The organism is Mycobacterium sp. RTGN6 (assembly GCF_033804605.1).
Taxonomy (GTDB): Bacteria; Actinomycetota; Actinomycetes; order Mycobacteriales; family Mycobacteriaceae; genus Mycobacterium.
In genome coordinates, this window is sequence record NZ_JAPZKZ010000006.1 from 306,384 (window position 1) to 332,781 (window position 26,398).

General features: G+C 66.7%; 29 protein-coding genes. 10 read left to right on the forward strand and 19 right to left on the reverse strand.

What is annotated here, in order from left to right; all coding sequences use genetic code 11:
- Window position 1: 1 nt before the first annotated feature.
- Window positions 2-643 (reverse strand): class I SAM-dependent methyltransferase, encoded by a 642-nt coding sequence (locus SLQ33_RS16945; protein WP_319455019.1) that lies wholly within the window; start codon window positions 641-643, stop codon window positions 2-4.
- A 162-nt stretch (window positions 644-805) separates the two neighbouring features.
- On the opposite strand from SLQ33_RS16945, the gene SLQ33_RS16950 reads away from it, so the two are divergent.
- Window positions 806-1,414, forward strand: a complete 609-nt coding sequence (locus tag SLQ33_RS16950) for a helix-turn-helix domain-containing protein (RefSeq protein ID WP_319455020.1) — start codon at window positions 806-808, stop codon at window positions 1,412-1,414.
- A gap of 21 nt (window positions 1,415-1,435) precedes the next feature.
- On the opposite strand, the gene SLQ33_RS16955 is transcribed toward SLQ33_RS16950, so the two are convergent.
- The 3 genes from SLQ33_RS16955 to SLQ33_RS16965 are packed head-to-tail and all read right to left on the reverse strand — an operon-like array spanning window position 1,436 to window position 2,864.
- Window positions 1,436-2,062, reverse strand: coding sequence for a maleylpyruvate isomerase family mycothiol-dependent enzyme (locus tag SLQ33_RS16955; protein ID WP_319455021.1), 627 nt, complete (start codon window positions 2,060-2,062; stop codon window positions 1,436-1,438).
- A complete protein-coding gene (locus SLQ33_RS16960) occupies window positions 2,059-2,547 on the reverse strand; it encodes an SRPBCC family protein (protein ID WP_319455022.1) in 489 nt (162 codons plus the stop codon). Before SLQ33_RS16960 ends, SLQ33_RS16955 begins: the two co-directional genes overlap by 4 nt.
- Window positions 2,544-2,864 (reverse strand): metalloregulator ArsR/SmtB family transcription factor, encoded by a 321-nt coding sequence (locus SLQ33_RS16965; RefSeq protein ID WP_319455023.1) that lies wholly within the window; start codon window positions 2,862-2,864, stop codon window positions 2,544-2,546. The genes SLQ33_RS16960 and SLQ33_RS16965 overlap by 4 nt, the downstream gene beginning before the upstream one ends.
- A 65-nt stretch (window positions 2,865-2,929) precedes the next feature.
- Between SLQ33_RS16965 and SLQ33_RS16970 the strand changes: the two genes are divergently transcribed.
- The gene (locus tag SLQ33_RS16970) at window positions 2,930-3,364 is read left to right on the forward strand and encodes a YdeI/OmpD-associated family protein (protein ID WP_319455024.1); all 435 of its coding nucleotides are present in this window, start codon (window positions 2,930-2,932) and stop codon (window positions 3,362-3,364) included.
- Between the two features lie 3 nt (window positions 3,365-3,367).
- Here the strand turns inward: SLQ33_RS16970 and SLQ33_RS16975 are convergent, their stop codons facing one another.
- The 7 genes from SLQ33_RS16975 to SLQ33_RS17005 all read right to left on the reverse strand — a co-directional run bounded on the left by SLQ33_RS16975 (window position 3,368) and on the right by SLQ33_RS17005 (window position 11,202).
- The gene (locus SLQ33_RS16975) at window positions 3,368-5,044 is read right to left on the reverse strand and encodes a hypothetical protein (protein WP_319455025.1); all 1,677 of its coding nucleotides are present in this window, start codon (window positions 5,042-5,044) and stop codon (window positions 3,368-3,370) included.
- Between the two features lie 101 nt (window positions 5,045-5,145).
- Window positions 5,146-5,481 carry a DUF732 domain-containing protein gene (locus SLQ33_RS16980; RefSeq protein WP_319455026.1) on the reverse strand — a complete coding sequence of 112 codons (336 nt, stop codon included), beginning with the start codon at window positions 5,479-5,481 and terminating at the stop codon, window positions 5,146-5,148.
- Window positions 5,482-5,564: 83 nt separating this feature from the next.
- Window positions 5,565-6,038 (reverse strand): (2Fe-2S)-binding protein, encoded by a 474-nt coding sequence (locus tag SLQ33_RS16985; RefSeq protein WP_319455027.1) that lies wholly within the window; start codon window positions 6,036-6,038, stop codon window positions 5,565-5,567.
- Window positions 6,031-6,906 (reverse strand): xanthine dehydrogenase family protein subunit M, encoded by an 876-nt coding sequence (locus SLQ33_RS16990; RefSeq protein WP_319455028.1) that lies wholly within the window; start codon window positions 6,904-6,906, stop codon window positions 6,031-6,033. Before SLQ33_RS16990 ends, SLQ33_RS16985 begins: the two co-directional genes overlap by 8 nt.
- Before the next feature lie 10 nt (window positions 6,907-6,916).
- Window positions 6,917-7,597 (reverse strand): SRPBCC family protein, encoded by a 681-nt coding sequence (locus tag SLQ33_RS16995; protein ID WP_319455029.1) that lies wholly within the window; start codon window positions 7,595-7,597, stop codon window positions 6,917-6,919.
- Window positions 7,598-7,599: 2 nt separating this feature from the next.
- On the reverse strand, window positions 7,600-9,933 hold the full coding sequence (locus tag SLQ33_RS17000) for a xanthine dehydrogenase family protein molybdopterin-binding subunit (RefSeq protein ID WP_319455030.1): 2,334 nt from the start codon (window positions 9,931-9,933) through the stop codon (window positions 7,600-7,602).
- A gap of 111 nt (window positions 9,934-10,044) precedes the next feature.
- Window positions 10,045-11,202, reverse strand: a complete 1,158-nt coding sequence (locus SLQ33_RS17005) for an XdhC/CoxI family protein (RefSeq protein ID WP_319455031.1) — start codon at window positions 11,200-11,202, stop codon at window positions 10,045-10,047.
- 31 nt (window positions 11,203-11,233) lie between these two features.
- Here SLQ33_RS17005 and SLQ33_RS17010 point away from each other — a divergent pair, with 31 nt between their 5' ends.
- Window positions 11,234-12,103, forward strand: coding sequence for a DKNYY domain-containing protein (locus SLQ33_RS17010; protein WP_319455032.1), 870 nt, complete (start codon window positions 11,234-11,236; stop codon window positions 12,101-12,103).
- On the opposite strand, the gene SLQ33_RS17015 is transcribed toward SLQ33_RS17010, so the two are convergent.
- The 3 genes from SLQ33_RS17015 to SLQ33_RS17025 all read right to left on the reverse strand — a co-directional run bounded on the left by SLQ33_RS17015 (window position 12,087) and on the right by SLQ33_RS17025 (window position 13,841).
- Window positions 12,087-12,368, reverse strand: a complete 282-nt coding sequence (locus SLQ33_RS17015) for a hypothetical protein (protein ID WP_319455033.1) — start codon at window positions 12,366-12,368, stop codon at window positions 12,087-12,089. The two genes, SLQ33_RS17010 and SLQ33_RS17015, sit on opposite strands and share 17 nt — an antisense overlap.
- 73 nt (window positions 12,369-12,441) lie before the next feature.
- A complete protein-coding gene (locus tag SLQ33_RS17020; protein ID WP_319455176.1) occupies window positions 12,442-13,053 on the reverse strand; it encodes a TetR/AcrR family transcriptional regulator in 612 nt (203 codons plus the stop codon).
- A 17-nt stretch (window positions 13,054-13,070) separates the two neighbouring features.
- Window positions 13,071-13,841 carry an SDR family NAD(P)-dependent oxidoreductase gene (locus SLQ33_RS17025; RefSeq protein WP_319455034.1) on the reverse strand — a complete coding sequence of 257 codons (771 nt, stop codon included), beginning with the start codon at window positions 13,839-13,841 and terminating at the stop codon, window positions 13,071-13,073.
- A gap of 85 nt (window positions 13,842-13,926) precedes the next feature.
- On the opposite strand from SLQ33_RS17025, the gene SLQ33_RS17030 reads away from it, so the two are divergent.
- Genes SLQ33_RS17030 through SLQ33_RS17050 form a run of 5 tightly spaced genes read left to right on the forward strand, consistent with a single transcriptional unit; the run spans window position 13,927 to window position 18,579 of the window.
- On the forward strand, window positions 13,927-15,171 hold the full coding sequence (locus tag SLQ33_RS17030) for an alkyl sulfatase dimerization domain-containing protein (RefSeq protein WP_319455035.1): 1,245 nt from the start codon (window positions 13,927-13,929) through the stop codon (window positions 15,169-15,171).
- On the forward strand, window positions 15,168-15,917 hold the full coding sequence (locus SLQ33_RS17035) for an SDR family oxidoreductase (RefSeq protein WP_319455036.1): 750 nt from the start codon (window positions 15,168-15,170) through the stop codon (window positions 15,915-15,917). The genes SLQ33_RS17030 and SLQ33_RS17035 overlap by 4 nt, the downstream gene beginning before the upstream one ends.
- A gap of 9 nt (window positions 15,918-15,926) precedes the next feature.
- Entirely contained in the window at window positions 15,927-17,111 is a 1,185-nt protein-coding gene (locus tag SLQ33_RS17040) for a sulfotransferase (RefSeq protein ID WP_319455037.1), read from the forward strand.
- On the forward strand, window positions 17,108-17,572 hold the full coding sequence (locus tag SLQ33_RS17045; RefSeq protein WP_319455038.1) for a VOC family protein: 465 nt from the start codon (window positions 17,108-17,110) through the stop codon (window positions 17,570-17,572). The genes SLQ33_RS17040 and SLQ33_RS17045 overlap by 4 nt, the downstream gene beginning before the upstream one ends.
- Window positions 17,569-18,579, forward strand: coding sequence for a zinc-dependent alcohol dehydrogenase (locus SLQ33_RS17050; protein ID WP_319455039.1), 1,011 nt, complete (start codon window positions 17,569-17,571; stop codon window positions 18,577-18,579). Before SLQ33_RS17045 ends, SLQ33_RS17050 begins: the two co-directional genes overlap by 4 nt.
- Here the strand turns inward: SLQ33_RS17050 and SLQ33_RS17055 are convergent.
- The 5 genes from SLQ33_RS17055 to SLQ33_RS17075 form a co-directional block, all read right to left on the reverse strand.
- Window positions 18,572-19,804, reverse strand: a complete 1,233-nt coding sequence (locus SLQ33_RS17055) for a sulfotransferase (protein ID WP_319455040.1) — start codon at window positions 19,802-19,804, stop codon at window positions 18,572-18,574. The two genes, SLQ33_RS17050 and SLQ33_RS17055, sit on opposite strands and share 8 nt — an antisense overlap.
- On the reverse strand, window positions 19,801-20,883 hold the full coding sequence (locus SLQ33_RS17060) for a DUF1214 domain-containing protein (protein WP_319455041.1): 1,083 nt from the start codon (window positions 20,881-20,883) through the stop codon (window positions 19,801-19,803). The genes SLQ33_RS17055 and SLQ33_RS17060 overlap by 4 nt, the downstream gene beginning before the upstream one ends.
- A gap of 85 nt (window positions 20,884-20,968) precedes the next feature.
- Window positions 20,969-21,442, reverse strand: coding sequence for a hypothetical protein (locus tag SLQ33_RS17065; protein WP_319455042.1), 474 nt, complete (start codon window positions 21,440-21,442; stop codon window positions 20,969-20,971).
- 10 nt (window positions 21,443-21,452) lie between these two features.
- Window positions 21,453-23,543: a DUF4185 domain-containing protein gene (locus tag SLQ33_RS17070; protein ID WP_319455043.1), complete on the reverse strand. Its 2,091-nt coding sequence runs from the start codon at window positions 23,541-23,543 to the stop codon at window positions 21,453-21,455.
- A 130-nt stretch (window positions 23,544-23,673) separates the two neighbouring features.
- A complete protein-coding gene (locus SLQ33_RS17075; RefSeq protein ID WP_319455044.1) occupies window positions 23,674-24,033 on the reverse strand; it encodes a hypothetical protein in 360 nt (119 codons plus the stop codon).
- A gap of 462 nt (window positions 24,034-24,495) precedes the next feature.
- Here SLQ33_RS17075 and SLQ33_RS17080 point away from each other — a divergent pair, with 462 nt between their 5' ends.
- Both SLQ33_RS17080 and SLQ33_RS17085 read left to right on the forward strand, forming a co-directional pair.
- Window positions 24,496-25,077: a carboxymuconolactone decarboxylase family protein gene (locus tag SLQ33_RS17080; RefSeq protein ID WP_319455045.1), complete on the forward strand. Its 582-nt coding sequence runs from the start codon at window positions 24,496-24,498 to the stop codon at window positions 25,075-25,077.
- Window positions 25,078-25,185: 108 nt separating this feature from the next.
- Window positions 25,186-26,319 carry a DUF2235 domain-containing protein gene (locus SLQ33_RS17085; protein ID WP_319455046.1) on the forward strand — a complete coding sequence of 378 codons (1,134 nt, stop codon included), beginning with the start codon at window positions 25,186-25,188 and terminating at the stop codon, window positions 26,317-26,319.
- Window positions 26,320-26,398 lie beyond the last annotated feature (79 nt).

A 26,398-nucleotide genomic window follows, 5' to 3' on the forward strand; every position in this document is an offset into this window, starting at 1 on the left:
CTCAGATCCGGCGGGCTGTCCCGAGAATGTGACTCTTTGGCGGATCGAACGCTGACACGCTGAACACGAATCGGTCGACGTGTTCGACGCGAAAACCGCCGTCCTCGAATGCTTTTCCGGTATCGCGTCCGAGATGGCAGCCGCCGGAGAGCAACGGCCACACGGTCGCATCGGCCGTCCGTTGCAGGGCTCTGCGAAGCGATTGAGCCGAGGCAACGTGTTCATTGAATCGAAGTTCGCCGCCCGGGCGGACAACGCGGTGTAGTTCGGCGACGGCTTGATCGACATCCTTGACCGAGCACAGGACCAGCGACGCGACGGCGGCGTCGACGCTACCGTCCTCTAGCGGCAGGCGTTCGGCGATCGCCTCACCCACCGATACCGACACCGCTGCGTTTTCGGCGGCGTGGATGGCCAGCGCGCGGAGATAGGGGTCGGGCTCGAAGGCGTGCACCATCGTCACCGAGTCGGGGTAGTGCGCGAAGTTGAGCCCGTTGCCGGCGCCGATCTCGACGACGTGCCCAGCAAGTCCTGCCAGCATCCGTTGTCTCTGATCAGCGAGCCCCCGCGACTCGGCGGCCTCTGCCTGTTTGGCATAGAGGCGCGCACACAGCGGATGGCTGACCGTGCTCGAGCGGCTCATGGCCGCTGCGTCGGGGGGTTGGGTAGCGGGCACGAGCGCCGCCAGGGCAGCCGCGCGGCGAGCTTCGAGAGCAGAGCCTTCATCACGTTCACGGAACCTCCTCAGGTCTCGTCGAACGTATCATATCAACCGTTATGACTCTAGATAACGTATGATTGAATAATGACGTCTGGCTCAACGCCTGATCGGCTCATGGATGCCGCGCTGAAACTGTTCGCCGACGGCGGTTACAAGGCGACGACGATCGGCGCAATCGAGACGGCGGCTGGCCTGGCGCCGCGGTCTGGGGCGCTCTACCAACACTTCAAGGGCAAACAACAGCTGCTCGAAGCCATGCTTGATCGCGAGCTGGCCGGGATGGACGAGCTTGCCCACGCGATGGAGATGTTCCCGTTGGGGGACCTGCGCGCTGAGCTGACCCTGCTCGCTCGGTGGAATCTCGCTTCGTTAGATCGGCGGGCGTCCCTGACCCGCTTTGTTCGGCGTGAGGCCGACCTGCTCCCCGAACGCCAGCGGGCCAAGCTTTATGACCGGCTCGTCGCGAGGCCGTACGCCGAGATCGTGGCCTGGCTCGGGTCCCGCTTCCAGGAGGCGGATCTCGATGCTCCCGACTTGGATCCGCTCGCGCTGATCCTTGTTGAGTCGATGGCGGCATACCGGGAACTCGACCGGGTGTTCGGTCAAGTCCCAGGCGGGGTCGACGACGAGCGGTTCATCCAAGCCTGGGTGGACACCGCACTGGCTGTGGGCCGCAGACACGGACTGAGTTGAGATGAACGCAGCGCCGGGCGCCTATATGCGTCCCGCGAGTGTCGCTTGTCCCGGTCCATCAAGCTCGTTCACGGCATCTGGACGGCCCGTCATCGCCATCAGGAGTGCTTCTCCGGTGCCACTGACTTCCGGTCCGTCGCCGTGCTGCCAGGCAACGTCGGTCGCGGTTAGTCGCAATCCCCGTATGCGCCGCCCTGCCCCCAGTCGTGGGTTCGTCGGCACCAGCGGCAAAATTCGTTCTAGCCGCTCAACGGGCACGGTGCGCGGATGGCCGAGTGCTCGCCGGATGTCCTGATGGTGGACGGTTCCGTCGACAAGCGCAATCATGCCCCCGAACCCAGAGGTGAGCCCCTTCGGGCGGAGGTGCCGGCGGAGGAACTCCAGCAGATCCTCGGGGGACATTGGTGCGAACTCCCTGACGCCAACTTCGTTGGCACGCACGACCCGACCCTTCGCGAATCGCTTCACCAAGCCGAAGGGGCTCAACTCTTCATAGCTGACCACGTGTGCGACAACGTCTTTCACCGTCCACCTGTCGCAAAGGCTCGGCGCCGTCCATTCCTGTGGTGTCAGCGTTTCAAGGAACGCGGCAAGGTCGGATCGCTCGTCGTAGGCCATGTCCATTAAAGGCTTCTCAGTGGTGCTCATCGCACCGCCTCCGCTGTCGCTATCTCGACGTAGCGGCTGAGGTATAGCGGCCAACCTGCATCGCCGTCGACTCCGTCGGCGACGGCGCGCCAGGCGGGGCCGTGGCGATCGAGATGGCGATGCTCCAACTCCACGCGAGTCCGATAGTCGGACTCGGCGATGAAGCGCACCTCGACCTCACTCGTCTTGGCTGGATCGGTTTCCAGCTGCCAGGTCGGGCCGATGTCCCATGAGAACACGACACGGGTTGGCGGCTCATAGGCAAGGACCCGCGCCCATTTGCAGAGGCTCCCGTCAACCCCGACGTCGTAGATGTGTCCGCCGACTCGCGGCTCGAAGACTGTCTCGGCAATCGGAACAGACAGCAGGTTGTGCTCGCGTGGCTTGATGGCATCGAACTTGGTGGTGAACACCGCGAACGCACGCTCAACACCGGTACGGACAACCACGCTCTTCCGTACTGGCTCTACCTCTTCCGACCTCATCCGTCTTGCCCTCCTTCGTCAGCGATCAACTTGTATGCGTCTAGAGCCGTGGCCCAGAAGACGTCTAGCTCCGCCCTAAGTTCCTGAATGCCTTTCGGGTTCAACTGATAAACCCGTCGTGTGCCGACGGCGCGATCGGCCACAAGCCCCGCGCATTTGAGGACCTTGAGATGCTGCGACACGGCCGGCCTGCTCACGGGTAGCCCATGAGCGAGCTCACCGACCGCCAAAGGCCCACCGGCGAGGCGCTTGAATATCGCCCGCCGTGTGCCATCGGCGAGAGCCGCCCACGGATCCACCGCTTCGTAAGTAACCACTAACGGTAAGTATAGACTTACAGATAGGGGGTGCGTCCACTTCTACGCTTCCGCACAATGAACCCATGAAGTTCTCGACGACGATGTTCCAGGACGGCAACAACACGGGCATCGAGGTGCCCGCGGACGTCGTCGATGCGCTCGGGGCGGGCAAGCGGCCGCCCGTCGTGGTCAACGTCAACGGCTACGAGTACCGCTCGACCATCGCGCCGATGGGCGGACGATTCCTGGTGCCGTTCAGCGCGGAGCGCCGCAACGAATCCGGCATCGCGGGAGGTGACGCCATCGAGGTCGAGGTGGCCGTGGACACCGCCCCTCGCGTCGTGGAGGTGCCGGACGACCTCGAGGCGGCGTTGGCCGCAGCGCCTGCGGCGCTGGCCGCGTGGGCGAAGCTGTCGTATAGCCACCAGAAGGCACACGTCACCTCAGTGACAGGGGCGAAGGCAGCCGAGACGCGGGCCCGCAGGATCAGCGCGGTGGTCGCGAAACTCGGCGGCTGACTGCTACCGTTCCTGGTTACTGAGCAGGAGTGAATCCTCCTGTGCGGCCCGAACGGTGTTGGCCGCTGGCGGTGGGTGTTCTCCGGTGGACCCGCGCTCCTCGTGGGGGGTGGGTGGGCCGGAACTACGGCACCGTCGTGTGGTGCCCGGCTGATGATCAGGTCTAGCCGGTGGTGTGCCCACACGCGTCCGCTGTCGCGTGCGGGGTCCTGCCGGCCGTCGCCTGATCGCCACGCCGAGTCCACGTCTGCCGATCGCGACCGCCGCGGCGTGATGCCGAGTGACCGGTTCGGAAGTCTGTTGTTGTAGCGGGGTGCGCCAGTGCTGGGCACCCCACTTACTGGTGTAGGCCGGGTCCACCCCGATGATCGCGATCCCACGGCGCGCGGCCATGCCGGTCAGTCGGGTGCGGAACTTTCGGGTGGGGATGGCGGCGATGGTGCGGCGCAACCGTTTCCCGCGCCGGCCGCGGCCCAGGGTTTCCCGCCCGGTGGCGCGGGCGTCGGCGAAGTCCAGGTTTTCCACCACGATCGCCGCACAGTTCTGCCGTTGGGCCAGGTCCAGCAACGCGGTGATGGCCGCGCGCACCCGCCCGTCGCGCCGCGACGCCGCCAATCCCGCGGTGGCTACGGCGATGGTGGCCGGCTCACCGATCGGGTTACCCGAGACGTCGAGCACACACGCCGCCAGATGATCGGCATTGAGGTCCACACCCAGCACTGGGCCGGCCCGCAAGTCGTCGATCTCGGGCGTCGGTTCGCCGGAGATCTTCCACGAGGCGTCCAGATACCAGCGGCCCCGATCCGGGTCGAAGCTGATGTCGTAGCGCACCGCGGCCCGCGCACTCACCCGCGCCGCCCATTCGTGCCCGCGGTGCGCGAAACCCACCGGCGCGGTGATCACCAAGTGGGTGCCGAACTGATCGACCAGTGCCGCAGGAACCTTGATCCGCAGCCGACCCGCCTCGTCCACGCGGATGGTTTCATTGCCACCGGTCTTACCCGACTCACCGTCGGCGGTGAGAAACATTCGCGCGGCATCCCACTTGTCCCGCCACTGTGGTTCGGTCATGGCGGTGACCTCAAGGTGGTTGCGGTTGCGCCACAACCGTTTCCCGCCCACCGTGATCGACGGCCGACCCGCCGCCAACTCCTGCTCAGCAGCTACCAACCGGGTCCGCAGCACGGCCAGGCGACGGGTCTTGACGAACCGTTCCGCGGCGCTGCGATACCCACGACGGCGGCGCCGCGACCGACCCCGGCCGTGCACTTGGTCGCCGTCGACCGGTGCGAGTTCGCCGGGGCGCAGCGCGCAGCGCGCCTCGAGCACCTCAATCGTGGCGCGCAGCTCGGCGACTTGGGCGACTAAACCGTGCATCCCCAGTTGGTACTGATCCTCCACCGCCCGGGTAATCGCCCCGGCCCACCGCGACGACGACACCGCCGTCAGCTCCCGCTTACGCTCCGCGCGCCACGATCCGTGGGCCTGGCGGTCCAACCGCCCCATCCCGACTCGCTCAGCCAACTCGCCGCGATACACCGAGCCCAACAGTTCCCCGATCGCGCTCAGCGCCTCGGCTTCACCGGCGGTGGGGTGTATCCGGGTCTGGATCCGCACCCCCGCTGGCCCGGCCGCCACCACCGGATCACCGATCCGGCGCAGCGCCCGCCCCTCCCTCATGCCCCGAATCCTGGCAGTCACCACCGACAGGCGATCGGCACACCGACGCCACTCACAAGCGCGGTATCAATCACTACCGCTCACTATCCCGCCAGCAGCTGCTACCCCTTTGGCATGGCGGTGGGGCAGTAGGCCTGCACCGCCAGGCCGCCGAACTTGCTGATGTCGTTCACGTTCGACCAATCGGTCGCGTTCTTGATGTGGTAGAGCGCGTCCTGGATGGAATCGGTGCGCTTGAGCAGCTCGCACGTCGAATGCCCCAGCTCGATCGCCTCGTTGGCCGAGATGCGGAAACCACCGTCGCGCACCGCCTTGGTGAACATCTCGTCGCGCTGTGCGGCATTCGGATCGGCCGGGTCGGCAAACGCGGGCGCGGCGAGTGCGGTCGCGGCGCCGACGGCGACGATTGCAGCGGCCATCATGTGCTTCGTTCTCATTCACTACCCCTGTCCAAGGCAAACCCGCGTCCACAGTACGTCAGCAAACGCCACGGTGACTATCGGTCTGCGCAGGCCCGGTGTTACGCCTGTGACTGGGCGGCCTTGTGCACGGCGTTGACGATGCCTTGATAGCCGGTGCAGCGGCAGAAGTTGCCCGAGAGCCCTTCACGGATCTCGTCGTCGGTGGGCTGCGGATTGTCGCGCAGCAACGCGGTTATCGAGGTCACGAACCCGGGCGTGCAGAAGCCGCACTGCAGTCCGTGGCACTCCCGCATCGCGGACTGCACCAGCGACAGCTCGCCGTCGCTCGATGCGAGCCCCTCGACGGTGGTCACCTCCTGGCCATCGACCTGGACGGCGAAGATCAGGCACGACCGCACGGCCTGGCCGTCCAGCAACACCGTGCAGGCGCCGCACGCGCCGTGTTCGCAGCCGAGGTGGGTGCCCGTCAGCCCGCACTTCTCCCGCAGGAAGTCCGCGAGCGTCAGGCGTGGCTCGACGGTGGCTTGGTAGTGGCGGCCGTTGACCGCGACGCCGGTGGGTAGTTCATGCATCGAGCGCCTCCGTGATCGCTTCGGTCCAAGCCCGCGACACCATCGCGGTGCCGACGCGGGTGCGGTAGGACGCCGAGCCCTGCAGATCGGTCGGAACGTCCTCGAGCCCCGACATGGCCAACCGGCCGAGCTCGTCGGCGCTGATGTCGGTGACCGGGCGGCCGGTGATCGCGTCCTCGGCCGGGGTACCGCGTTTCGGCGTGGAACCCAGCCCGAGCAATCCGATCCCGCAGCGGGTGACGCGGTCCTGGGTGTCGAGCTCGACGGCCACCGTCGCGCCAGCGATCGCGAAATCGCCGTGCCGCCTGGCGAACTCCTGCACGGCGTACCCACATCGTCCCGACCACACTGGGAATCCGACGCCGGTGAGGACCTCGTCGGACTCGAGCGACGTCTCCCACAGCCCCGTGAAGAATTCGGCCGCCGGAATCTGCCTGCGCCCGTGCGGCGACGTCGCCTCGATGCTGGCGTCCAGCGTGAGCGCCACCGCGGCGTACTCCGCGGCGGGATCGGCGTGCGCGATGGCCCCGCCGAGCGTCCCGCGGGTACGGATCTGGAAGTGCCCGATGTGCGGTGTCGACAACGTGAGCAGCGGAACCGACTCGGCCACTTCGTCATCCATGCCGACGAGGGCGTGGGGGGTGGCCGCGCCGACCCACACCTCGTCGCCGCGAAGCTCGATGTTGCGCAACTCGTCGACACGGGAGATGTCGACGAGGTGCTCGAAGTGCGTCAGCCGCATCGCGAGCATGGGCACCAGGCTCTGCCCGCCCGCGAGGATCTTCGCCTCATCGCCGTACTCGCCGAGCAACCCCACCGCGTCGGCGACGGAGTCGGGGCGGTGGTAGGCGAAACTCGCAGCCTTCATGACGCGGCCTTCACGCGAGCAGCCGGGCCATCAGCGCGTGCAACACCTCGTCGGTCGCAGCGGCGGCCGGTGGCTTTCGTTTCCGTCGGCCCACCAGGAACCCGACGACACCCGCGGCAGCGGCCGCGGCCAACACCGGCCCGAACCGCTTGGCGACCGGCATTGCCACCACCTTGAGCAGGTCGACGGAGTCCCCGGAATCGCCGGGCGTGACAGTCGCAGCTGCCGCGGAGCTCGGCGCTGCCGCACCGCCCAGCAGCTCGGCCTCGAGGCTCTTGGCGAACTGCGCGATCAGGTTGCCCGAGACGTCGGCCAGTACCCCTCGGCCGAACTGGGCGGCCTTGCCCGAGATCGCCAGGTCGGTGGTGATGACGACGCTCGTCGAGTCGCCCTCGTCCTTGATCTGCGCCGTCACCAGGGCCGCGGCAGTGCCGTTGCCCCTGGTCTCCTTGCCCTCGGCCTTGAGCACGACCCGCTGGGCCACCGCGTCCTTCTCCTGGAACGACGCGATGCCCTGGTAGGACACGGTGATCGGGCCGACCTTGACCTTCACGGCGCCGGTGAAGTCGTCACCGTCGACGGACAGCAGCGTTGCGCCCGGCAGGCACGGCGCGACGCGCTCGACGTCGGTGAGCACCTCCCAGGTCTTGGCGGCGGGCACCGCGACCCGGAATTCGTTGTTGAGTTCCACGCCTAGTGGTCCTTTCCTTCGCGTGCCGCTTCGATGAGCGCCACGATGGTGGCGGGGCTGGCGGGCAGTTGGGTCACGGTCACGCCGAGCGGGGCCAGTGCGTCGTTGATGGCGTTGATGACCGCAGGCGGGGATCCGATGGCGCCGCCTTCGCCGGCGCCCTTGTAGCCGCCGACACCGGGGCCGGGGATCTCGATGTGCCCGAACTCGATGGGTGGGACCTCGGTTGCGGTCGGCAGCAGGTAGTCCACGAACGTCGACGCCACCGGGTTGCCCGCGTCGTCATAGGCGAGGTGCTCCAGCAGCGCGCCGCCGATGCCTTGCGCGGTTCCCCCGGCGACCTGGCCCTCCACCACGTTCGGGTTGATCATCGGACCGACGTCCTCGCTGACGATGTAGCGGGTCAGCGTGACGTGGCCGGTGTCGACGTCGACCTCGCAGGTGCAGACGTGGGTTGCGTTGGCCCAGTGGATCATTGCCTGCGAGTTGAATCTGGCGGTGGCCTCCAGAGTGGGCGAAAGGCCGCCGAGCTGCGCGGGTTCGTAGTGCGAGCGATAGGCGAGGTCGGCGAAGCTGACGCTCTTCTCGGGGTCGTCGCGGACGCTGGCCCGCGAGCCCCCGAGTTCGATATCGGCGTCCTCGACGCCAAGCATCTTGGCCGCCATCGCGACGAGCTGCTTGCGCAGGATCGTGCCCGCCTCGTTGACCGCGCCCGCCGTCATCGGCGCGCTTCGGCTGCCTTGCGTACCCGCGCCGTAGGGAGTCACTGCGGTGTCGCCCTGGATGGTGGACACGTCGTCGATGTTGGCGCCCAACGCATCCGCGGTGAGCTGCACGACCGTGGTCTCGACGCTGTTGCCGCAAGAGCCGCCGTTGACGTAGACGTTGATCTTCCCGGTCGGCTCCACGCGGATGGTGGCGCCCTCGGTGGCGAGGTGCCCCGTCGCGGCGCCCGTCGGCTCGATGTATGCCGAGAAGCCGAGGCCGAGGTACCGGCCCTCGACCAGCGCGGCGGCCTGTTCCTTGCGGAAGCCTTCGTGGTCGAGGATCTTCACCGCCTGTTCGAACGTGTCGGCGGGGGCGCAGTTGTCATACGGCATGCCGTTGGGGTTGAAGAACGGCATCTCGTCGCCGCGCAGGATGTTGATGCGGCGCAGCTCGACGGGATCCATCCCCATCTTGCGCGCAGCACAGTCGAGAAGCATTTCCCGCGTGAGGGTTTCGTACTGCCAAGGACCGCGGTAGGCGTGCAGGCCAGGGGTGTTGGAGAACACCGTCTTGTAGTTGAAGCTCGCCTTGGGCACCCGGTACGGCCCGGGAAAGAACATGCCGATGGCGGCGGTGGTCAGCACGGGATAGGGCGTCGGGTAGCTACCGACGTCCTGGACGAAGTCGATGTCGGCGGCCAGGATCTTGCCGTCCTCGTCGAAGGCCATCCGGACGGTGCCGTCGACGTGGCGGGACTGCCCGGCCGACATCAGGTTCTCGCGTCGGTCCTCGATCCACTTCAGCGCCGAGGACACCTTGCGTGCGGCGAGCAGGATGCACATGTCCTCGCGCATCGGCACGACCTTCTGGCCGAACGCGCCGCCGGTGTCGCGCATGATGACCCGGACGCCTTGGGCGGGAATGCCCAGCAGCCGCGCCGCGAAGGCACGTAGCTCGTGCGGCGTCTGGGTGGACGCCCACACGGTGAGTTCGGATGTGGTGGAGGACCATTCGACGACCATGCCGCGCGTCTCCATCGGGACCGGCACGTACATCTGTTGGTAGATGTGTTCGGACACGACGTGCGGCGCCGTCGCGAAGAGCTCTTCGTCGGGTGGGGCGCCGCCCATGCCGCCCGCGACGTTGTCCGGATAGGCGGCGTGCACGATGACGTCGGAGTTCTGCGCCTTGCGGAAGTCCGCGATGGCGGGCAGCGGTTCGTAGTCGACGTCGACGAGGTCGACGGCGTCCTCGGCGAGGTAGCGGCTCTCGGCGATGACGAGGGCCACCGGGTCTCCGACGAACTTCACCTCGTCTTCGGCCAGCGGCGGGCGCGGGGTGTCGGGGATGTCCTTGCCCGCGACGGCGTGCCACGCCTCCTTGACGTCGGGGTTGATGTCGTCGGCGGTGAAGACGGCGTGGACGCCGGGCAGCGCGAGCGCTGCGGTCGCGTCGATGCCCTTGATGCTCGCGTGGGCGAAGGGGCTGCGCACGAAGCACGCGTGCAACATGCCGGGCCGCGTGACGTCGTCGACGAAGGTGCCCTTGCCGGTGAGCAGGCGTGTGTCCTCGACCCGCGGGACCCGCGCACCCGCGTAGCGGGCGGTGACGGTTTCAGTGGGTGTCACTGACGTTCGCTCCCCTCGATCACTTTCGCGTGTAAGTGATGGTCGTCACGTCGGTGACGAAGCTTCGTTATCGTACACAGAGAAGCGTCGTACCAAAAAGGGAGAGTGGTATTACCGCATGTCACCGGCGGTAAGCGAGGCGTGATCGGTCGCGTCGTGGTGGATTCGGCCGTCGACGTCGGCCAGCGGACGGCCACCGCCGCCCCACTTGCGCGCGATGATCTCCGCGGCGATCGAGACCGCCGTCTCCTCCGGGGTGCGGGCCCCGAGATCGAGCCCGATGGGGCTGGCGAGTCGGCTCAGCTCGGCCTCGGTCAGCCCGAGTTCGCGCAGTCGGTCGAGCCGGTCCTCGTGCGTTGGACGGGAGCCCATGGCCCCGAGATATCCGACTCGCGGCAGCCGCAGCGCCACTTCGAGCAGCGGGACGTCGAACTTCGGATCGTGGGTGAGCAGGCATATCGCCGTCCGGGAGTCGATGGCGCCCTGCGCCTGCTGCGCCGCGAGATAGCGGTGCGGCCAGTCGACGACGACCTCGTCGGCGGCGGGGAATCGAGCGGCCGTGGCGAACACCGGACGGGCGTCGCAGACGGTGACCCGATATCCGAGCAAGGCCGCCTGACGGGTGAGCGCCGCCGCGAAGTCGATGGCGCCGAAGACGATCATGCGGGGTCGCGGAGCGTGGCTTGCGACGAACACCTCCATGCCGGTGCCTTGGCGTTGGCCGTCGGGCCCGTAGGTCAGCACGGCCGTGCGTCCGGCTGCGAGCAGGCCGCGCGCGTCATCGGCGACGGCGTCGTCGGAGCGGGCCGAGCCGAGCGAACCGTCGGCGGAGGTCTCGCCGACCACCAACCGCCGCCCCACCCATTCGGGCTCGGGATGGGCTATGACGGTGGCCACGGCAGTTGGGCGGTGCGCGGTGATGTCATCGGCGACCGCGCCGAGTAGCGGAAAAGTGCTTTGCGACAAGGGTTCTGCGAAGACGTCGATGATGCCGCCGCAGGTGAGCCCGACGGCGAACGCGTCCTCGTCGCTGATGCCGTACCGGTGCAGCTGCGGCCGTCCGGTCCGGACGACCTCGGTGGCGAGCTCATAGACGGCGGCCTCGACGCACCCGCCCGAGACCGACCCGGCCACGGTTCCATCGGGCGCGACCACCATGGCGGCTCCTGGCTGACGTGGTGCGGACCGCATCGTGCGCACGACGGTCGCGACGCCGGCCGTTCCGCCGGCGCGCCAGACCGAAATCAGTTCGTCGAGCACGTCACGCACAGCCGAAGTCTATGTCCGCTACCGTCACCAGGTGCGCAAGCTCGTGGCGGCAATCTGCCTGGTGGTCGTCGCCATCGTCCCTGCATGCAGCAAGAACCGCGAGCCCAACTCACTCTTCGATGCCGCCGGCTATCACGTGCGTGGCGATACCGTCTACTACCTGCACGCCTTCCCCGGCGAGGCCTTCGAGATCGGGGGCGCCGACGCCGCGTCCTTCGAGGTGCTGGACGGCACCTACGCGCGGGACAAGTCGACGGTGTACATCGACGGTCGACCGCTCGAGGGCGCCGACTCCGCGAGCTTTGAACTCCTCGACCGCCCGAACTTCGCCAAGGATGCGAAGCACGTCTTCCAGCGCGACCAGCAGGTCAGCGATGACCCGGCGCACTTCGAGCTGCTCGATGCAGACCTCGCGAAGGACGGCGCACACGTCTACTGGTCCGACGGCAGCGTGCTTTCCGACGATCCGGAGCACTTCGTGATCGTGTCGCACCTCGATCACTACCTGTTCACCAGGGACAACGAGACGGTCCACGTCAACGGTGTCCCGATCGCCGGGGCCGTCCCGGCGAGCTTCCGCGTGCTGGGCGGCGCGTATTCACTCGACGACCGCGCGGTCTACTACTTCGCCGATTCGATCCCCGACGCCGACGCCCCGTCACTCGAGGTGCTTGCCGGCCCGTACGCGCGCGACGCGGCGCGGGCCTACTGGATGGGCAAGCCGATCCCCGGCGCGGATCCCGACACATTCGCCGTGCTCAACGCGAACTTCGAGTGCACCACCGACTCGGTGCACGCGTACTACCAGGACACCGAGATCGCCGACGCGCACCCGAAGGCGTTCCCGCCCGGCAAGGCCGTCACCGAGTGCTCGGCGACGTCGATCACGTTCGCGGAGTAGCCGTTTCGGCTCGATGTGCCAGCACCAGCATGGCTCGGACGGCCACGCGAATCTCGTCGGCGGTGAGGTCAACGCCCGCGACGCCGGTCCTGATCAGTTCTGATAGCAGGTCGTCGGTGAGCCGGCAGCATCTGTCGGCGATCATCACGTCGACGTAGGCGTCCAGGGCATCGGGATTCTCGCCGACCGCCCAGCGCGCGAACAGGTTCCGGTCCTGCTCAGGAACGCCGAGAATTGCGCAGACATCCCAGACGGTTCTGGTCATGCCCTGAGGCTAGCTCCGGTGCGGCACCAGATGCTGGCCCCCGTGGGCGCGAGTGACGAAGGTGACATCGACGCTAGTCGGCCCGTTCGATCGCGACCGCCCGGACGATCGCGTGAAAGAGCCGTTCGAGGCGTTCGGCATCGGCAAGCGTTCGGTCACCGACGGCGAAATTGGTGAAGGCACCGCTGATGAACGTCATCACGGCCACGCTTTGCGCTTCCCGCAGTTCGGGATCGTCCGACCGCGGCGCAATCGCGTCAATGGCCTCGAGTGTCAGCGCAACGCCGCGAGCAGCCAACGCCGTAGCCCTTTCGGCCAGTTCGGGATCGCGCACGGCGGCGAGCATCAACTCGAACCGCGCCTTGTTGAGGAGCAGGCCCTGCCCGTCGGCCTGATCGACGACGAGCTGCGCGAGCCGTCCGAACGGCGATTCGGTCCGAGTGGTCTCGTCCGTGACCGACGAGATGTTCGCGAGGTCGATGTCGGCGACGCGCTGGCCCACGCCGCGCAGCAGGGCAGCCCGGGTGCGGTAGTAGTACGACGTGGTGCCGTCGGGGACGCTGGCGGTGCGGTCGACCTGCTGGTGGGTGAGCCCGCGGGAACCCTGCTCGGCGAGCACGCGGATGGCGGCGTCGCACAGTTCCCGTCGGCGTTCCTCGCCGTCGCGCTTTCGTGGTGTTGGGATGGTCCCGAGTTTATCGGTCAGCGCAGGACGGTTCCGCCGTCGATGTTGATGACCTGTCCGTTGATCCACGCGCCCTCCTCCGAGAGTAGGAACGCGACCAGGGCTGCGACGTCGTCGGTTTCGCCGACCCTTGGGCCGCGGATTCGCTTGAGTGCGGAGGCTTCCAACTCTGGCCATTGCGGCGCTGACCGAATGGCCTCGGTTGCGGTGAAGCCAGGGGCGACCGCGTTGCAGCGGATGCCCTCCTTGCCCCAGCGGGCGGCGACATGTCGTGTCAGGGCGCCGATTCCGGCCTTCGCGGTGGCGTAGGCCGGACGGGTGGGTTCGCCTTGAAAGGCGGCCGCCGATGACATGTTGACGATGGCGCCGCCGCCGCGGGTGAGCAGCTGCGGGATGGCGTACTTCATGGCCGCGACGTAGCCGCGCAGGTTCACCGTCATCACCCGGTCCCAGAGGTCGAGGTCGATGTCGACGACGTCGGAGTCGCCGCGGATCGCGGCCATGTCGGCGCCCACGGTGAACAGTGCGTCGACGCCGCCGTAGGTGGCGGCCGCGGTGGCGATGAGGTTGGCCACCGAGTCGGGGTCGGCGAGATCGAAGGCAACGGCAGTCGCCGTTCCGCCACTGGTCGTGATTCCTGCAGCGGTTCGCTCGGCGGCGTCCACGGCGACGTCGCCGACGATCACCAGGGCACCTTCGGCGCCGAGCCGTGCTGCGGTCGCCGCGCCGATGCCGGTTGCGCCACCAGCCACGACGGTCACCTTGCCCGCCAGTCCACGCAAACTCATGCGCTGCTCCTTCCCCTCTTCCCAGGACGTCACTTTACCTCTACAGTCCTAGAGTAACTAACTCTAGATCCGTAGAGGAGCCTTGATGGCCGGAATTCATCGCGAGCGACCGGGTGCCGCCGACTTGGGGGCGTGCACCGGTGACCCCGCAGTCGCGCTCGGCGACGACATCTGGATGTCCCCGGGCGTGTCGAACGCGTACGCGTTGGCCACCGACGACGGCCGCGTGATCATCAACGGCGGGCTGTTCTTCGAAGGAACGCTGCGGCACAAGGCCTTCGCCGCCGTTCCCGGACCCACGCGGGCGATCGTCGTCACCCAGGGCCATGCCGATCACTTCGGCGGCGTCTACGCACTCCGCGAGCCCGACACCGACGTCGTCATGCATGCCAACTACCGCTACTGGCGAGACGACAACACCCGCCTCGGCGGCTATCGGGCGCCGAAGACTGCCTTCGCGTTCAAGAAGTTCAGCGACGCGATCGTCGAGGCGCTCAAGGACGTCGATCCGGCCACCATCGACTTCTCGTTCCCCGAGCCCACCACGACGTTCGACCGTCAGCACGAGCTGACGGTCGGTGGCCGACGACTGGAACTGACCTGGACGCCGGGTGGTGAGACCACCGACTCGCTGGTGGTCTGGGTGCCCGAGGATCGAGTCCTGTTCACCGGCAACCTCTTCGGGCCGCTTTTCGGGCACGTCCCGAACCTCATGACGATCCGCGGGGACCGGTACCGGGATCCGATCCAGTACATCGAGTCACTCAACACGGTGCTGGAGCTCGAACCGCGCCGCCTGATCACGGGCCACTTCGACCCCATCGAGGGCGCCGACCGCATCGCCGAGGAAGTCACCGCGATGCGCGACGCCATGCAGGCAGTGCACGACCAGACAATCGAGTTCATGTCCGCCGGCAAGGACCTATACACCGCGATGCGCGAGGTTCGGGTTCCCGAACACCTCGACGTCGGCGAGGGTTACGGCAAGACGTCGTGGAACGTGCGCGCCATCTGGGAGATGTACACCGGTTGGTTCCAACACCGTTCCACCACCGAGCTTTACGGCGTCGCGCCGCTGTCGATCGCGGTCGACGTCGTCAACGCCGCGGGCCCCGACGCACTCGTGGCAGCCGCACGCGGTCACGTGGCCGATGGACGACCGGTCGAGGCGCTGCATCTGACCGACCTGATCCTGGCCGCTGAGCCCGCCTATCCGGCCGCCCGCGAGGTGGCTGTCGAGGCACACGAAGCGCTGCTGGCCGACACCGACAACTTCTGGGTCAAAGCCTGGGTGAACAACTCCATCAACGAATTGAGGGCTGCGGAATGAACTCCGTGACATACGATTTCAGCGGCGCCAACGCCCTGGTTACCGGAGGCACCAGCGGGATCGGCTACGCCATTGCCAGCGACTTCGCGAAGGCGGGCGCGACGGTCACGGTGTCAGGTACCCGCGCATCGGCCGCCGACTACCCCGAAACCGACCTGACCGCGTTCACCTATCGGCAGTGTCAGCTGGCCGACTCGTCGTCGATCGACGCGTTGGCCGACTCACTCGGTGACCTCGACATCCTCGTCAACAATGCGGGTGGCCCCTATGCCGCACAGAAAGACGAGTGGGACCCCGAAGGCTTCTCAGGTTCGGTGGCGGTAAACATGTTCGCGCACATGCGACTGACCATGGCGTGTCACGACCGCCTCAAGGCCAGCGGCCTCGCGGGCGGCAGCAGCGTCGTGACGACCGTCTCGATGTCCGCGTTCGTCTCCGCAATCGCCGTACCCGCCTACAGCTCGTCGAAGGCCGGCATGGTCGCCTTCACCAAGAACCTGTCCCGGCGTTGGGTCGATGACGGGATCCGCGTCAATGCGGTCGCCCCTGGCCTCATCGATACCCGGATGACCCATCCCGTGCTCGACATTCCCGAGATGCTCGATCCCGAGATGCGCCACACTCCGATGGCGCGCATGGGCATGCCCGACGAGATCTCGCCTGCAGTGCTGTTTCTGTGCAGCGACGCTGCGTCCTACATCACCGGAACGACCGTCGCCGTCGACGGCGGATACCTGACGGTCTAAGGGGGCGACATGAGTGAATTCGACAGCGTGGCAACACCGGACGACATATTGAAGATCGCCGCCGGGCGAACTGGGCTGACCGAGATCGAATCCGACTCGTGGCGAGAGGGTTTGGCGATCATCATCGACGAGGTGAACTCGTCGCCGGCCTTCACGCCGTTCGGCCGCGAACGCATCCTCACCGACTGCGCCGATGCGCTCGGTCGGCGGTTGCAGATCCACGACTACATCCAGAGCCATCCCGAGGTGCTCGACACCCCCGTCGAGCGGCCGCTCGTCGTGCTCGGAATGCCACGCACCGGCACGACGGTCATCAGTTACATGCTCGACCAGGATCGCAGCCGACGGACGCTGCTGCACTGGCAGTGCGTGCATCCCGTGCCGCCGGCCACCACCGACGCGCTGCGCACCGACCCGCGCTGCGTGGCTCTGCTGGAGGAACAGAAGAAGATCCTCGAAATGGTGTCGGCGGCGAACATGGCGCTGCCGCACTGGGAGGACGCCGACGGCCCTACTGAGGACATGTTCATTCACAACCAGGACTTCAAGGGGCTGTCCTGGGACTCGTTCCTGGCGACGCAGCGCTACACCGAGTGGCTCTTTCACGAAACCGACATGTCGAGTACCTACGAGTATCAGAAGCGTTATCTGCAAGTGCTGCAGTCGACGGCGCCTGGCACGTGGAGTTTGAAGATGCCGTCACACTCGGTGCACATCGAGGCGTTGCTGGCGGTGTTCCCCGACGCCCGGCTGATCTGGGCGCACCGGGACCCCTACAAGGCCACCGGATCGCTGGCCAACCTGTGGAAGCTGCCCAAGGGCATGACGCAGCACGCCGAGGAGATAGACCTGCACGCCATGGGCCGCGCCGCGAAGGCGCAGATGCAGGTGCACGTCGAGCGGCCGCTGCGGGCCCGCGATCGCATCGGCGACGACCGCTTCTTCCACATGTACTACTCGGACATGATGCGTGACCCAATGGCGATGATGCGTCGAATCTACGAGTGGGCGGACGATCCGCTGACACCGGAGACCGAAGCCCGCATGCAGAAGTGGCTCGCCGCACACCCTCAGGACCGTTACGGAGTCAACGCCTACAGCCTCGATCAGTACGGGCTTTCCGTGGATGAACTGAAGCCGGTGTTCGCCGAGTATCTCGACACCTTCGACATCGAACTGGAGGGCACCCCATGACCGCGCCGCCGCTTGTCATCACCGACTGCTATCACGTCGGCCTCGTTGTCCCCGACCTGGACGCCGCGACGGCGAGTTTGACTGCCGTAAGCGGGTATTCATGGACGAAACCGGTCGAGGCTGTGCTGTCGGTGACGACGGCCAACGGCGACGTCGAGGTGCCGTTCAAGTTCGTCTACTCGATCGAGGCGCCCCACCTCGAGGTCATCCAGGAGGTGCCAGGCACCGTCTGGTCCGCGCCACCAACAGGAGCGGCGCACCACCTCGGGTACTGGGTCGACGACCTTGGCTCCGCGGCACGGGGACTCGAGGCAGCGGGTTACCGACTGGAGGCCCGCCCGAGCGGTGCCGAGCTGACGACGTTCGCCTATTACCTCGACCCGACGGGCATCCGCATCGAGCTCGTCGATCGAGCGTTGTTCCCCGACTGGCCGGGGTTCTTGGAGATGATGAAGGCATGAAGGTCGCGATGGTGACGGGACCCGGCACGGCCGAGGTCGTCGACGCCGCGCAACCCGAGGCGGGACCCAAGGACGTGCTCGTCCGAATGCGGGCGTGTGGGATCTGCGGCTCGGACGCGTTCTACATCACCATCGGCGGAATCCCGCCCCGGCAGGGTTGCACTCCGCTGGGACATGAACCCGCGGGGGAGGTCGTCGACGTCGGCGCCGACGTCACCGGGATCGCGGTCGGAGACCACGTCGTCGTCAATCCCATGGTGGCCCCGAGCGGCATCATCGGAAACGGCGGCGCCGCAGGCGCATTGGCCAACTTCCTGCTCATCGAGAACGCGGTGCGGGGAGTCAGTCTGGAGGTGATCCCCGACCACATTCCATTCGAAGTGGCAGCGCTGAACGAACCCATGGCGGTGGCCCGCCACGGGGCCAACCGGTGCCGGCCGAAGGCGTCGGACAAGGTCGTCGTATTCGGTGCCGGTCCGGTCGGACTCGGTGCGGTGCTCGCGTTCAAATCACTCGGAGTGGCGCACGTCGTCGTGGTCGACCTCATCCCCGCCCGCCTGGACAAGGCGCTCGAGATCGGTGCCGACGCGGTGGTCAACACCGCCGAGGAGGACGTCGTCGCTCGACTCATCGAACTGCACGGCGAGGGCGAATCGAGGTTCGGCGGCAAGGCGGGTACCGACATCTACCTCGACGCTGCTGGAGCCAAGGCCGTCATCGACATCGCAGTGGCCGCGGCCAAGCAGGGCGCCACCATCGGCATCGTCGGAGTGCACAAGGAGCCCGTCCCGATCGAGCTGGTCAGCGTCATGAGCGGCGAGCTAACGATCGTCGGGTCGATGGGCTACCCCGACGAGATCTTCGAGGTGACAAAGGATCTCGTCGCCAACTGGGAGAAGTACGCGCTCATCGTCAGTCACACGATTCCGTTCACCGACGTCGACGAGGCGCTGCGGTTGGCGTCGACGCCCGGCGCGGCCGACAAGGTGGTCGTCACCTTCAGCTGACGAACCTTTCCCGGTAGGCGCTGAACTTGCTCCCGACCTCGGAGACGTCGAGGCCGAGATCGTCCAATGCGTAGATGACGCCGCCGTGGCGGCCGCGTGGGTGTTCGACGCAGAATTGGGCCATCGCCGCACGGGCGCGCTCGTCGTAGGGCTGGCCCGCCAGTGCGTAAATCGCTGCGACGGTCGCTGTTTCGTCAGCCATGAAGTCATCGAACCTGACGTCGATGCTCTGCGCTGCGGGTAGTACGTCGCGATCACGCAGGCAGCCGTTGAGCAGGTCGTCGGCGCGGTCGAGCCAGTAGCGGGAGATCCTCGCCGGGTCGGGGTGGTCGCAGCCCATCCGGGACGCATAGCTGATCATCGTCGCCATCGACTGCGTGACTTCGACGGGATCCCGGTGCGTGACGACGAAGGTTGCGTCGGGGAAGGTCTCGTACAGCACGGGGAACTGCTCGAGGTGTTGCGGCGACTTCAGCACCCACCGCTGGCCGCCCCGAAGCCACTGCATCGCCTGCAGCGAGCGCTTGAGGTAGGCGTACGACGGTGTTTGGTCGTGAGTCTTGTAGTGGGCGGCATAGTCGGGAATCAGGTGCATGGTCTCGAAGAGCATTCCGGAGATGTCGTTGGCCAGCAGTTGGATCTCTTCGTGGGCGTGGTCGACCGTCATCTCGTGCATCCGCTTGAACTCGGGCATCGAGGTGTTGACGATCTCGAGGCCTGCGGCGCACCGGTCCCGGCGTGGTTGTTCGTCCTCGCCGGGCGCGGGAAAGGGCTCGAGGCTCTCCCAATAGGGCATGTACCGGATAGCGGGATCGGCGGCGATGAGGTTGTGCAAGTGAGTCGTTCCCGTGCGGGGCAGTCCGCAGATGACGATCGGCCGCTCGATCGCGACGTCTTCGATCTCGGGGTGGGCGTTGACGAGCGCCTCCAGCCGGAGTCGGTTGACGAGATGGCCCGCCAGCTGTTCGAACGCCATCGCGATGCCGACGTTCGACAGGCCGGACTGCCCGGTCAGGGCCGCGCACAATACGTCGAGGCGCTCGCGAAACGCCGGGTCGCCCCAGTCGTCGAGCCCGGTGCGGTCCGCCGCCGCTGCCAAAAGCGCCTCCGGCGTCAGCTTCAGCGTCGCCCCGTACGCCGCCAGGCCTTCGCGCATCGGCAACGAGGCGTCGGGGTAGACCGGAGCGGACAGGTCGGTCAGGTGAATCGACGCGGGTCGGGTCACCTCGTCACTCCGGCGACATCGACGACGCGGCATTGCATGGGTGCCGGCGTCTGCTCAGGAAGGAACCAGCGCAACCAGATGAGGCCCTTGGCCCGGCCCGCGGTGGACACCCAGTTGGGATGTCCGGGATCGGTTGCGCTGACGACGATCTCCCACGATCCGTCGGGCTCGTAGGTCACCTCGGCACCGTTGATGGTCACGCGCTCGTCGGTGAAGTCGTAGGTATGAAGGAACGGGTTCCATAGGCATAGGTTCCAGAACACGCATTCGGGCGACGTGCCGGTGACGACGAGCGCCTGGTCCGGCTCGAGTTCGTACGCGCCCATCGCGTACGCGGCATCGCCTGCGGCCCAGCCGAATGTCTTTGTGGGCACCGGGTAGGGTTCGGCGATCTCGTTGGGCGGCTCGACCTTCGTCGGCAGGAACGACAGCTGGTCGTGCAGCCAGGTTCGGGCTGTCCGGAGCCGTCGAGTCATGTCGGCACGATCCTCTTGGCGGCGCTGCGGTGCGTCGACGGCCTTGATCGTCCAGTGGGGTCGGCTCGCCGTCTTGCGGTCCGTCACGTAGTCCCGAGTGAGCGCGAAGACGGCGTCGGGTTCCAGCTTGAGCCAGGCTCCCGGTTGCGGCGTTGGACTGAGCATGAGTTCGAAGTTGCCGTCCTCGTCGAACTCCAGCGAGTGATCGTTGACCGTACCGACGATGCGCTCGCTGTACCTGCCGTCGTCGGGTCCGCCGTAGACCGTCAGCGAGACGTACACCGCGTCACCACGGTTCCCCGTGACGCGGTACGTGCGGGCGGGGTCGATGGGTGAAAGTTGGTAGAACGCGTCGGAGTTGTCGCCGCCCCACTTGAGGAACGGGCCAATCACGTCGACCATGCGGGGCCGGTCCTTGTCGTTCCAGACGAACGCGTCGACCGCCACCCGCAGCAGGCTGAACGCCAGTCGGTAGCCGTCGAGCAGGTCGGCCTCGGCCAGCGGCGGGTCGGCGGCGAGCATCTTGGCTTCGACCGCGCCTACCTCGTCGAGCAGCCCGCCGAAGGCGTCGGAGAGCTCGGATTGGGGACTAACTTCGGTCACGCGTACTCCTGTCGCTGGGAACGCGACGAATCGTTACATGCCATAACGTAATGTGTCAACGGGCCGTCGACGGAAGGCCGTACTGCTAGCGAGGTACCTTCTGCCACAGGCAGTTACCGGTCATGTCGATCGAGAACAGCTTGGGAACGACCTGCAGCCTCAAGACCTGGCCGGGCCCACCCTCGTCGATTCGCGGCGGGCCGACGCCGACGCCGGGCACGACGGCCAGTTGCTCGGCGCGGCACTGGTCATCGGGCGTCAGGGGAGTGGCGGCCCAGTTCCCCGATTCGATGACGGGGTTGCGCAGCCCATCGCCGTGCAGCCTCATCGCGGGTCCGTAGCTCACCCATCGTTCGCCGGTCGGATACGGCATCGCGACCGGCTGCCAACCTCCGCCGGTGCACAGCAGGGGAGCCTTGGCGTCCGGCGGCCAGGTCATCGCGTCGACGAGATTCGACGCGCAAGACGAACCCGGTTGCGGCACAGGGGGGTCCGCCGCGGCCGTCGCCGAGCCAGCCAACGCGGCAATGCACAGCACGGCGGCCGCCCAGCGCCACATCTCGGAGTGCCTACACCTTCGTGAGGTCGGTCTTCATGAGCATCACGTTGTACTCCGACCACACCGACAAGTTCCAGTAAAGGTCGGTTCCAGTGCCCATGGTCGATGGTGACCACGGATGCATCATCGGCGCGTAGATGCCGCCGGACTGCTGGCCCATCAGCACCTTCGCCGACGACCACGTGCCCTGCGGCGTGTCCGACGTCCGCATCACGATGTTGTTGAACTGGTCGCCGTAGAGCGTGACGTACTTGTTGAGTTGCTTGTTGTACTGGACGGACAACTCGCTGACCTGGTTGCCGGGATTGGCGACACCGCAGGCGCCCTGATCCTGGCCGAAGACGGCGGTGGCCGCGCCGGGGTTGTTCCGGTACCAGCCTGCGGGCGTCGCGCCGATTCCGAACCACCCGCCCGCCGAGCCCTTGCTGTAGTAGTCGTACTTCGTGACGTCGAGGATGTCCTTCTCGAGGACGCGGGACAGATACGCCGCGCCCTGGCGTCCGTTCGGCGTGCCGTAGGCGTAGACGTACCCGTCGCCCGGCTTTACGAACGCCGCCTGCTGGAAGTTCTGGTTGCCGCCACCCCACGCTTGGTTGTACCGAATGGAAGTCGGTGCGACCTTCCAGTTCTCGCCGTTGTCCTCGGAGTAGGCGATCCCGGAGAAGTTGGTCGTCCACTGACCGGCCGACCCCCAGTTCGTCACGGACATGAAGCTGAGGTATTGCGTGACTCCGTACTTCGTGCCCGGTGTCGCGATGGAGATGCCCGCGGTCGGGATCAGGGTGATGCCCGGCTGCGCACCGGGTGGTAGCGCCTCGGGGTTGATGATGCGTCGCGCGTACTGCTCGTAGACACCCGGACGCGGGTTGGCCCACAGGGGCATTCCGCCGTACCAGTTCCCGTTGCCGAATTCGCCGTCCGGAACGTCGACCCCATCACCGAGGACGTGGTCGGAACTGCGCATCAGGACGTTGAACCGCCAGTCCTCGCCCGGCACGGTGCGCAGGCCGAAGGTGTCGCCGAAGGCGATGAGCACCTGGTGTTCGTCGTACGGCGTCGTCGGGTCGTCGACCATCCCGTTGTCCCACATGGTGCCGACGTCGGTGCCGGAGACGCCGAAGCGGGCCAGGGTGTCGGCGATGAACGGCTTGCCGGGAATCTGGTAGTTGCCGCTTAGCCATTGAACGACGCTGGTCGACGGGCTCACCTGCGCACCGGCATTGGGGAACACGGGTACTGCGGCGAGGGCCGCGGCGGCATAGGTCAGGCTGGTGGTCTGAACGGAGGGTGTCGGGGCTGCCGTCGTTCCGCCGGTGACGGCGGACACGAAGTTCTCGAACTCGCGGCGGGCGAATGCGAGTAGCGACCATGCCATCGGGGGTTCGGCAGGCGCCGCAGGCCCGCTGCCCGCGATGGGGCCCAGCACCATGCCGACGATGCTCGTCACGAGGTTGGTCATGATCGTCAGCGGATTCGCCGGTGCCGCAACCGGTTCCGGGTCGACGGCGACGCGCTGCACGGTGGCCGACGACAACGCGAAGGTGGTCACCGACGCCACCGATGTCACAGGCTCCGGCTCGGCTACAGTCGCCGCTCGGGCCGCCGCGACCGGTGGTTCTGTGTCCTGTGTCTTGGCTGACTTGGATTCCGGTTCGGATGCCGCGGCGACGGCGGAGACGGACGCCTTGGTCTCCTGGGACGTCTTGTCCTCGGCGGAGCGCGACGGTTTGTTGGGCTTCGTCGCGGGTTCGGCGGCCGGTTCAGTCGGCTTGGTGGGTTCGGCCGGTTCGGTTGGCTCGGCGCCGGGCGACGTCCCGGTGTTGGTCTGCGCACTCACTTCGCCCGACGCAACGGGTTCGGTGGCCTTGGTCGGCGTCGTCTCGTCGTTGTCGGTGGCGGGGGGTTCGGCGGCGGTCGACGGCGCCGGGCTCGGGTTGGCCGCCGCGTCTGTAGTGGACGCGGTGTCCGAGGTCGTCGACGTGTTGGTCGTGGTGTCGGTGCCGTCGGCGTTGGCGATGCCGTGACCCGTCACGATCGCGGTGCCGACCCCAAGGGCGACGGCTAGTCTGCCCACTCGACCGACGTATGCAGAGGCTCCCATGGTGTCCCCCTCGTTGAGGCTGCTGGTTCTCCTCCCCCGTCAATAAGCAATTGAATCGCATCCGCGAAGGGGTCGGGAGCAAACTCGCAAATTGCCTCAACTTTCACACGCGTCTCGCCGGCATTGCGCGTCAGTCCAGCTTGCGCAGGGCTTCCTCGTACAGCTCGAACGCGTCGGAGATCCCGTCACCGACCCAGGCATCCACCAGTCCGACCTTGTCGGCGACGAGTTGAACCTGAGTCGCCCAGCGCTCGAACTCGTGGTCACCACGCAACGACGCGAGTTGATCGCGGGTGCCCTGAATCAGGATGAAGCCACCGAGTTCAGTGCTCTGTGGCTTGAGGATTGCCGTGTCGAACCGCTCGATCCTGTCGCTCCGCACTAGCTCGTCGAGGTAGCCCGTGATCGTGTGCTTGAGCATCTCGAGCGCTTGGCGTTCGCGTCCGCGGGTCGGAATTCCCCATGCCACCCAGAGCCCAGCTTCGGCCACGGCTTCCTCCTTGGTCGGACGGTCGTCGAACGAACATATCGGGTGCGCCAGGCTTGGCTCTGGACCGAACGGGCCAAATCTGCCACTTCCAATTGAGCTTGGCGCCTGCCTGCGCCACGCGAGGGCAAAGTGCTTTACACGAGCAACGAGCTGCGTCACCCTTGTGTATTCTTCGTTATTGACATCAGCGGCAATTAGCTGTGAGGGGACTGAATGCGGTTTGACGGGGGCGGGTGCGGGTGAGTCACGGAAACGACGAGCTATGCCTGTGCGGCCATCGATACCCCGAACATTCGATGTTCGACGTGTGCCACGGATGTAGCGACTGCGAAGACGTCGACGAGGGCGTCGGCGGCGGATCGGGCGAAGATCATCCGTACCGGCAATGCGAATGTCGCGAGTTCAGAACCGCCGACGAAGAGCAGATCGCCGGTTAGCCACCCGGGAAAGCAGACTGTAGGGATGCCACGCATCTCGCCGCTGCCGCCCAAGGAATGGCCCAAGGAGTTCCGCGCCGCGATGGCGGCTCTGCGCCCGCCCAATCAACGCCACCCAAGCATGCCGACCGAGAATCGGCCGAAGGGGCTCAACGTGCTGGGCACGTTGGCCCACCACCCCGCGCTGGCGCAGGCCTTCTTCACGTTCAACGGCCACATCCTTTTGGCGACCACGCTGTCCGAGCGTCAGCGCGAGCTCATCGTCATGCGGGTGGCCGCGGTGCGGAAGTCCGGCTACGAATGGGCGCAGCATCTGTTCGTGGCGCGTGACGCCGGCCTGACCGACGAGGAGATCAGCCGCATCGGCTACGGTCCCGACGCGCCGTTTTGGAGTGGGTTGGACGCCGCGATGTTGCGCGCCGTCGACGAGCTCATCGAGGTCGCATGCATCAGCAGACCGACCTGGGACGCGCTGACCGCCGAGCTCGACACCCAGCAGGTGCTCGACCTGATCGGCACCGTCAGCGCCTACGACATGTTGGCCCGAGTCTTCAACTCACTGGAAGTCGACATCGACGACGACATCGCCGAACTCATGGGCCGCTAGAACGGGTTGCCGCACGGCGGTTCTCTTTGGCCGACGTTCACGCGAATCGCATCGGGTTGTGACAACCTCGATTATCGACGGATTCCGTTCACGTGGCAGGGGGAGCCAATGACCGACGGCAGTCCAGACGCACGGGGGCGAAACCTCGTCGTCTGTCTCGACGGAACGACAAATGAGCCCGAATCCGGGGTCACCAACGTCGCGAGGTTGTTCGACGTTGCGGCGAAGCACGATGGCCAGTTGGTGTACTACGACCCCGGGGTCGGCACCATGGGTTCACGGGCGGCGGTGACCCAGCTCGGGCGTGCCGCGACCCGGGCGGGCGGCATGATCGCCGGGTACGGGATCAAGGACAACATCGAAGAGGCGTACACCTGGCTTGCCCAGCACTACCGCCGCGGTGATCGCATTTTCGTGTTCGGCTTCTCGCGCGGGGCGTACACCGCCCGGGCGCTCACCGGGATGTTGCGCACGGTCGGGCTGTTGCATGCCGACGCCGACAACCTGGTTCCCTATGCGCTCAAGCTCTACGTGAAGAGCGGCCCAGCCAACGATCCGAGTACGGCGCCGGGCGTGGACGCGAAGAAGGCCGAACGCGAGTTTTGGAGGCTTCGCGAGGACTTCCGCAAGACGTTTGGAAACCCCGACTTCCCCAACCCCTTTCAGCACACCAAGCAGATTCGCTTCCTGGGACTGTGGGACACGGTCAAGTCGGTCGGCTGGCTGAACCTCAAGGCGCGCATCGAGATGGCGCGCTGGCCGTTCACCGCCAACATCGCGAACGTCCAGACGGCGCGACACGGGATGGCGATCGACGAGCGGCGACGGCCGTTCGCGGAGTATCGGATTCATGCTGCCTCCGATGCCACCCCCGACTTCCAGGAGGTGTGGTTCGCGGGCGTGCACGGCGACGTCGGCGGCATGAGTCGAGCGGACGACCGGCTGCCCGACATTCCGTTCAGTTGGCTGGTGACCGAAGCTCACGCCGCTGGAATGGACGTGGACGAGGCGAAGTACCGGCGAATGATCGGAGTGGATCTCGGCGAGGAGCTGCCGCCCGACCGAGCCCTGGGCGTGATCACACCCAACTCGAAGTGGTGGGTGCTCGCGGGAGGCTGGCGCCCGCGCCCGATCCGGCCAGACGACGTCGTGCACCCGAGCGTGCTGCGCCGAATCGAAGGCCTGCGCGACACCGCGCATCCCTACCGGCCCAAGAACCTGCCGGAGTCACTCACCCGTTGAGCCAGGCTACGGACAGTCTTTGTCTGGCGGATCGAGCAGAGTCGGACACGACTGAGACCCGATGTTGAAGGACCCATAG

Excerpts from the sequence above, each read along its gene's own strand:
- SLQ33_RS16985 (WP_319455027.1), bottom strand. The coding sequence starts at position 6,038 with ATGCATGAACTACCCACCGGCGTCGCGGTCAACGGCCGCCACTACCAA.
- SLQ33_RS16990 (WP_319455028.1), bottom strand. The coding sequence starts at position 6,906 with ATGAAGGCTGCGAGTTTCGCCTACCACCGCCCCGACTCCGTCGCCGAC.
- SLQ33_RS16970 (WP_319455024.1), top strand. The coding sequence starts at position 2,930 with ATGAAGTTCTCGACGACGATGTTCCAGGACGGCAACAACACGGGCATC.
- SLQ33_RS17070 (WP_319455043.1), bottom strand. The coding sequence starts at position 23,543 with ATGGGAGCCTCTGCATACGTCGGTCGAGTGGGCAGACTAGCCGTCGCC.
- SLQ33_RS17080 (WP_319455045.1), top strand. The coding sequence starts at position 24,496 with ATGCCACGCATCTCGCCGCTGCCGCCCAAGGAATGGCCCAAGGAGTTC.
- SLQ33_RS17065 (WP_319455042.1), bottom strand. The coding sequence starts at position 21,442 with ATGTGGCGCTGGGCGGCCGCCGTGCTGTGCATTGCCGCGTTGGCTGGC.
- SLQ33_RS17050 (WP_319455039.1), top strand. The coding sequence starts at position 17,569 with ATGAAGGTCGCGATGGTGACGGGACCCGGCACGGCCGAGGTCGTCGAC.
- SLQ33_RS17040 (WP_319455037.1), top strand. The coding sequence starts at position 15,927 with ATGAGTGAATTCGACAGCGTGGCAACACCGGACGACATATTGAAGATC.
- SLQ33_RS16945 (WP_319455019.1), bottom strand. The coding sequence starts at position 643 with ATGAGCCGCTCGAGCACGGTCAGCCATCCGCTGTGTGCGCGCCTCTAT.
- SLQ33_RS16960 (WP_319455022.1), bottom strand. The coding sequence starts at position 2,547 with ATGAGGTCGGAAGAGGTAGAGCCAGTACGGAAGAGCGTGGTTGTCCGT.
- SLQ33_RS17025 (WP_319455034.1), bottom strand. The coding sequence starts at position 13,841 with ATGAGTTTGCGTGGACTGGCGGGCAAGGTGACCGTCGTGGCTGGTGGC.
- SLQ33_RS16955 (WP_319455021.1), bottom strand. The coding sequence starts at position 2,062 with ATGAGCACCACTGAGAAGCCTTTAATGGACATGGCCTACGACGAGCGA.
- SLQ33_RS17015 (WP_319455033.1), bottom strand. The coding sequence starts at position 12,368 with ATGACCAGAACCGTCTGGGATGTCTGCGCAATTCTCGGCGTTCCTGAG.
- SLQ33_RS16975 (WP_319455025.1), bottom strand. The coding sequence starts at position 5,044 with ATGAGGGAGGGGCGGGCGCTGCGCCGGATCGGTGATCCGGTGGTGGCG.
- SLQ33_RS16980 (WP_319455026.1), bottom strand. The coding sequence starts at position 5,481 with ATGAGAACGAAGCACATGATGGCCGCTGCAATCGTCGCCGTCGGCGCC.
- SLQ33_RS17030 (WP_319455035.1), top strand. The coding sequence starts at position 13,927 with ATGGCCGGAATTCATCGCGAGCGACCGGGTGCCGCCGACTTGGGGGCG.
- SLQ33_RS17085 (WP_319455046.1), top strand. The coding sequence starts at position 25,186 with ATGACCGACGGCAGTCCAGACGCACGGGGGCGAAACCTCGTCGTCTGT.
- SLQ33_RS17045 (WP_319455038.1), top strand. The coding sequence starts at position 17,108 with ATGACCGCGCCGCCGCTTGTCATCACCGACTGCTATCACGTCGGCCTC.
- SLQ33_RS16950 (WP_319455020.1), top strand. The coding sequence starts at position 806 with ATGACGTCTGGCTCAACGCCTGATCGGCTCATGGATGCCGCGCTGAAA.
- SLQ33_RS17035 (WP_319455036.1), top strand. The coding sequence starts at position 15,168 with ATGAACTCCGTGACATACGATTTCAGCGGCGCCAACGCCCTGGTTACC.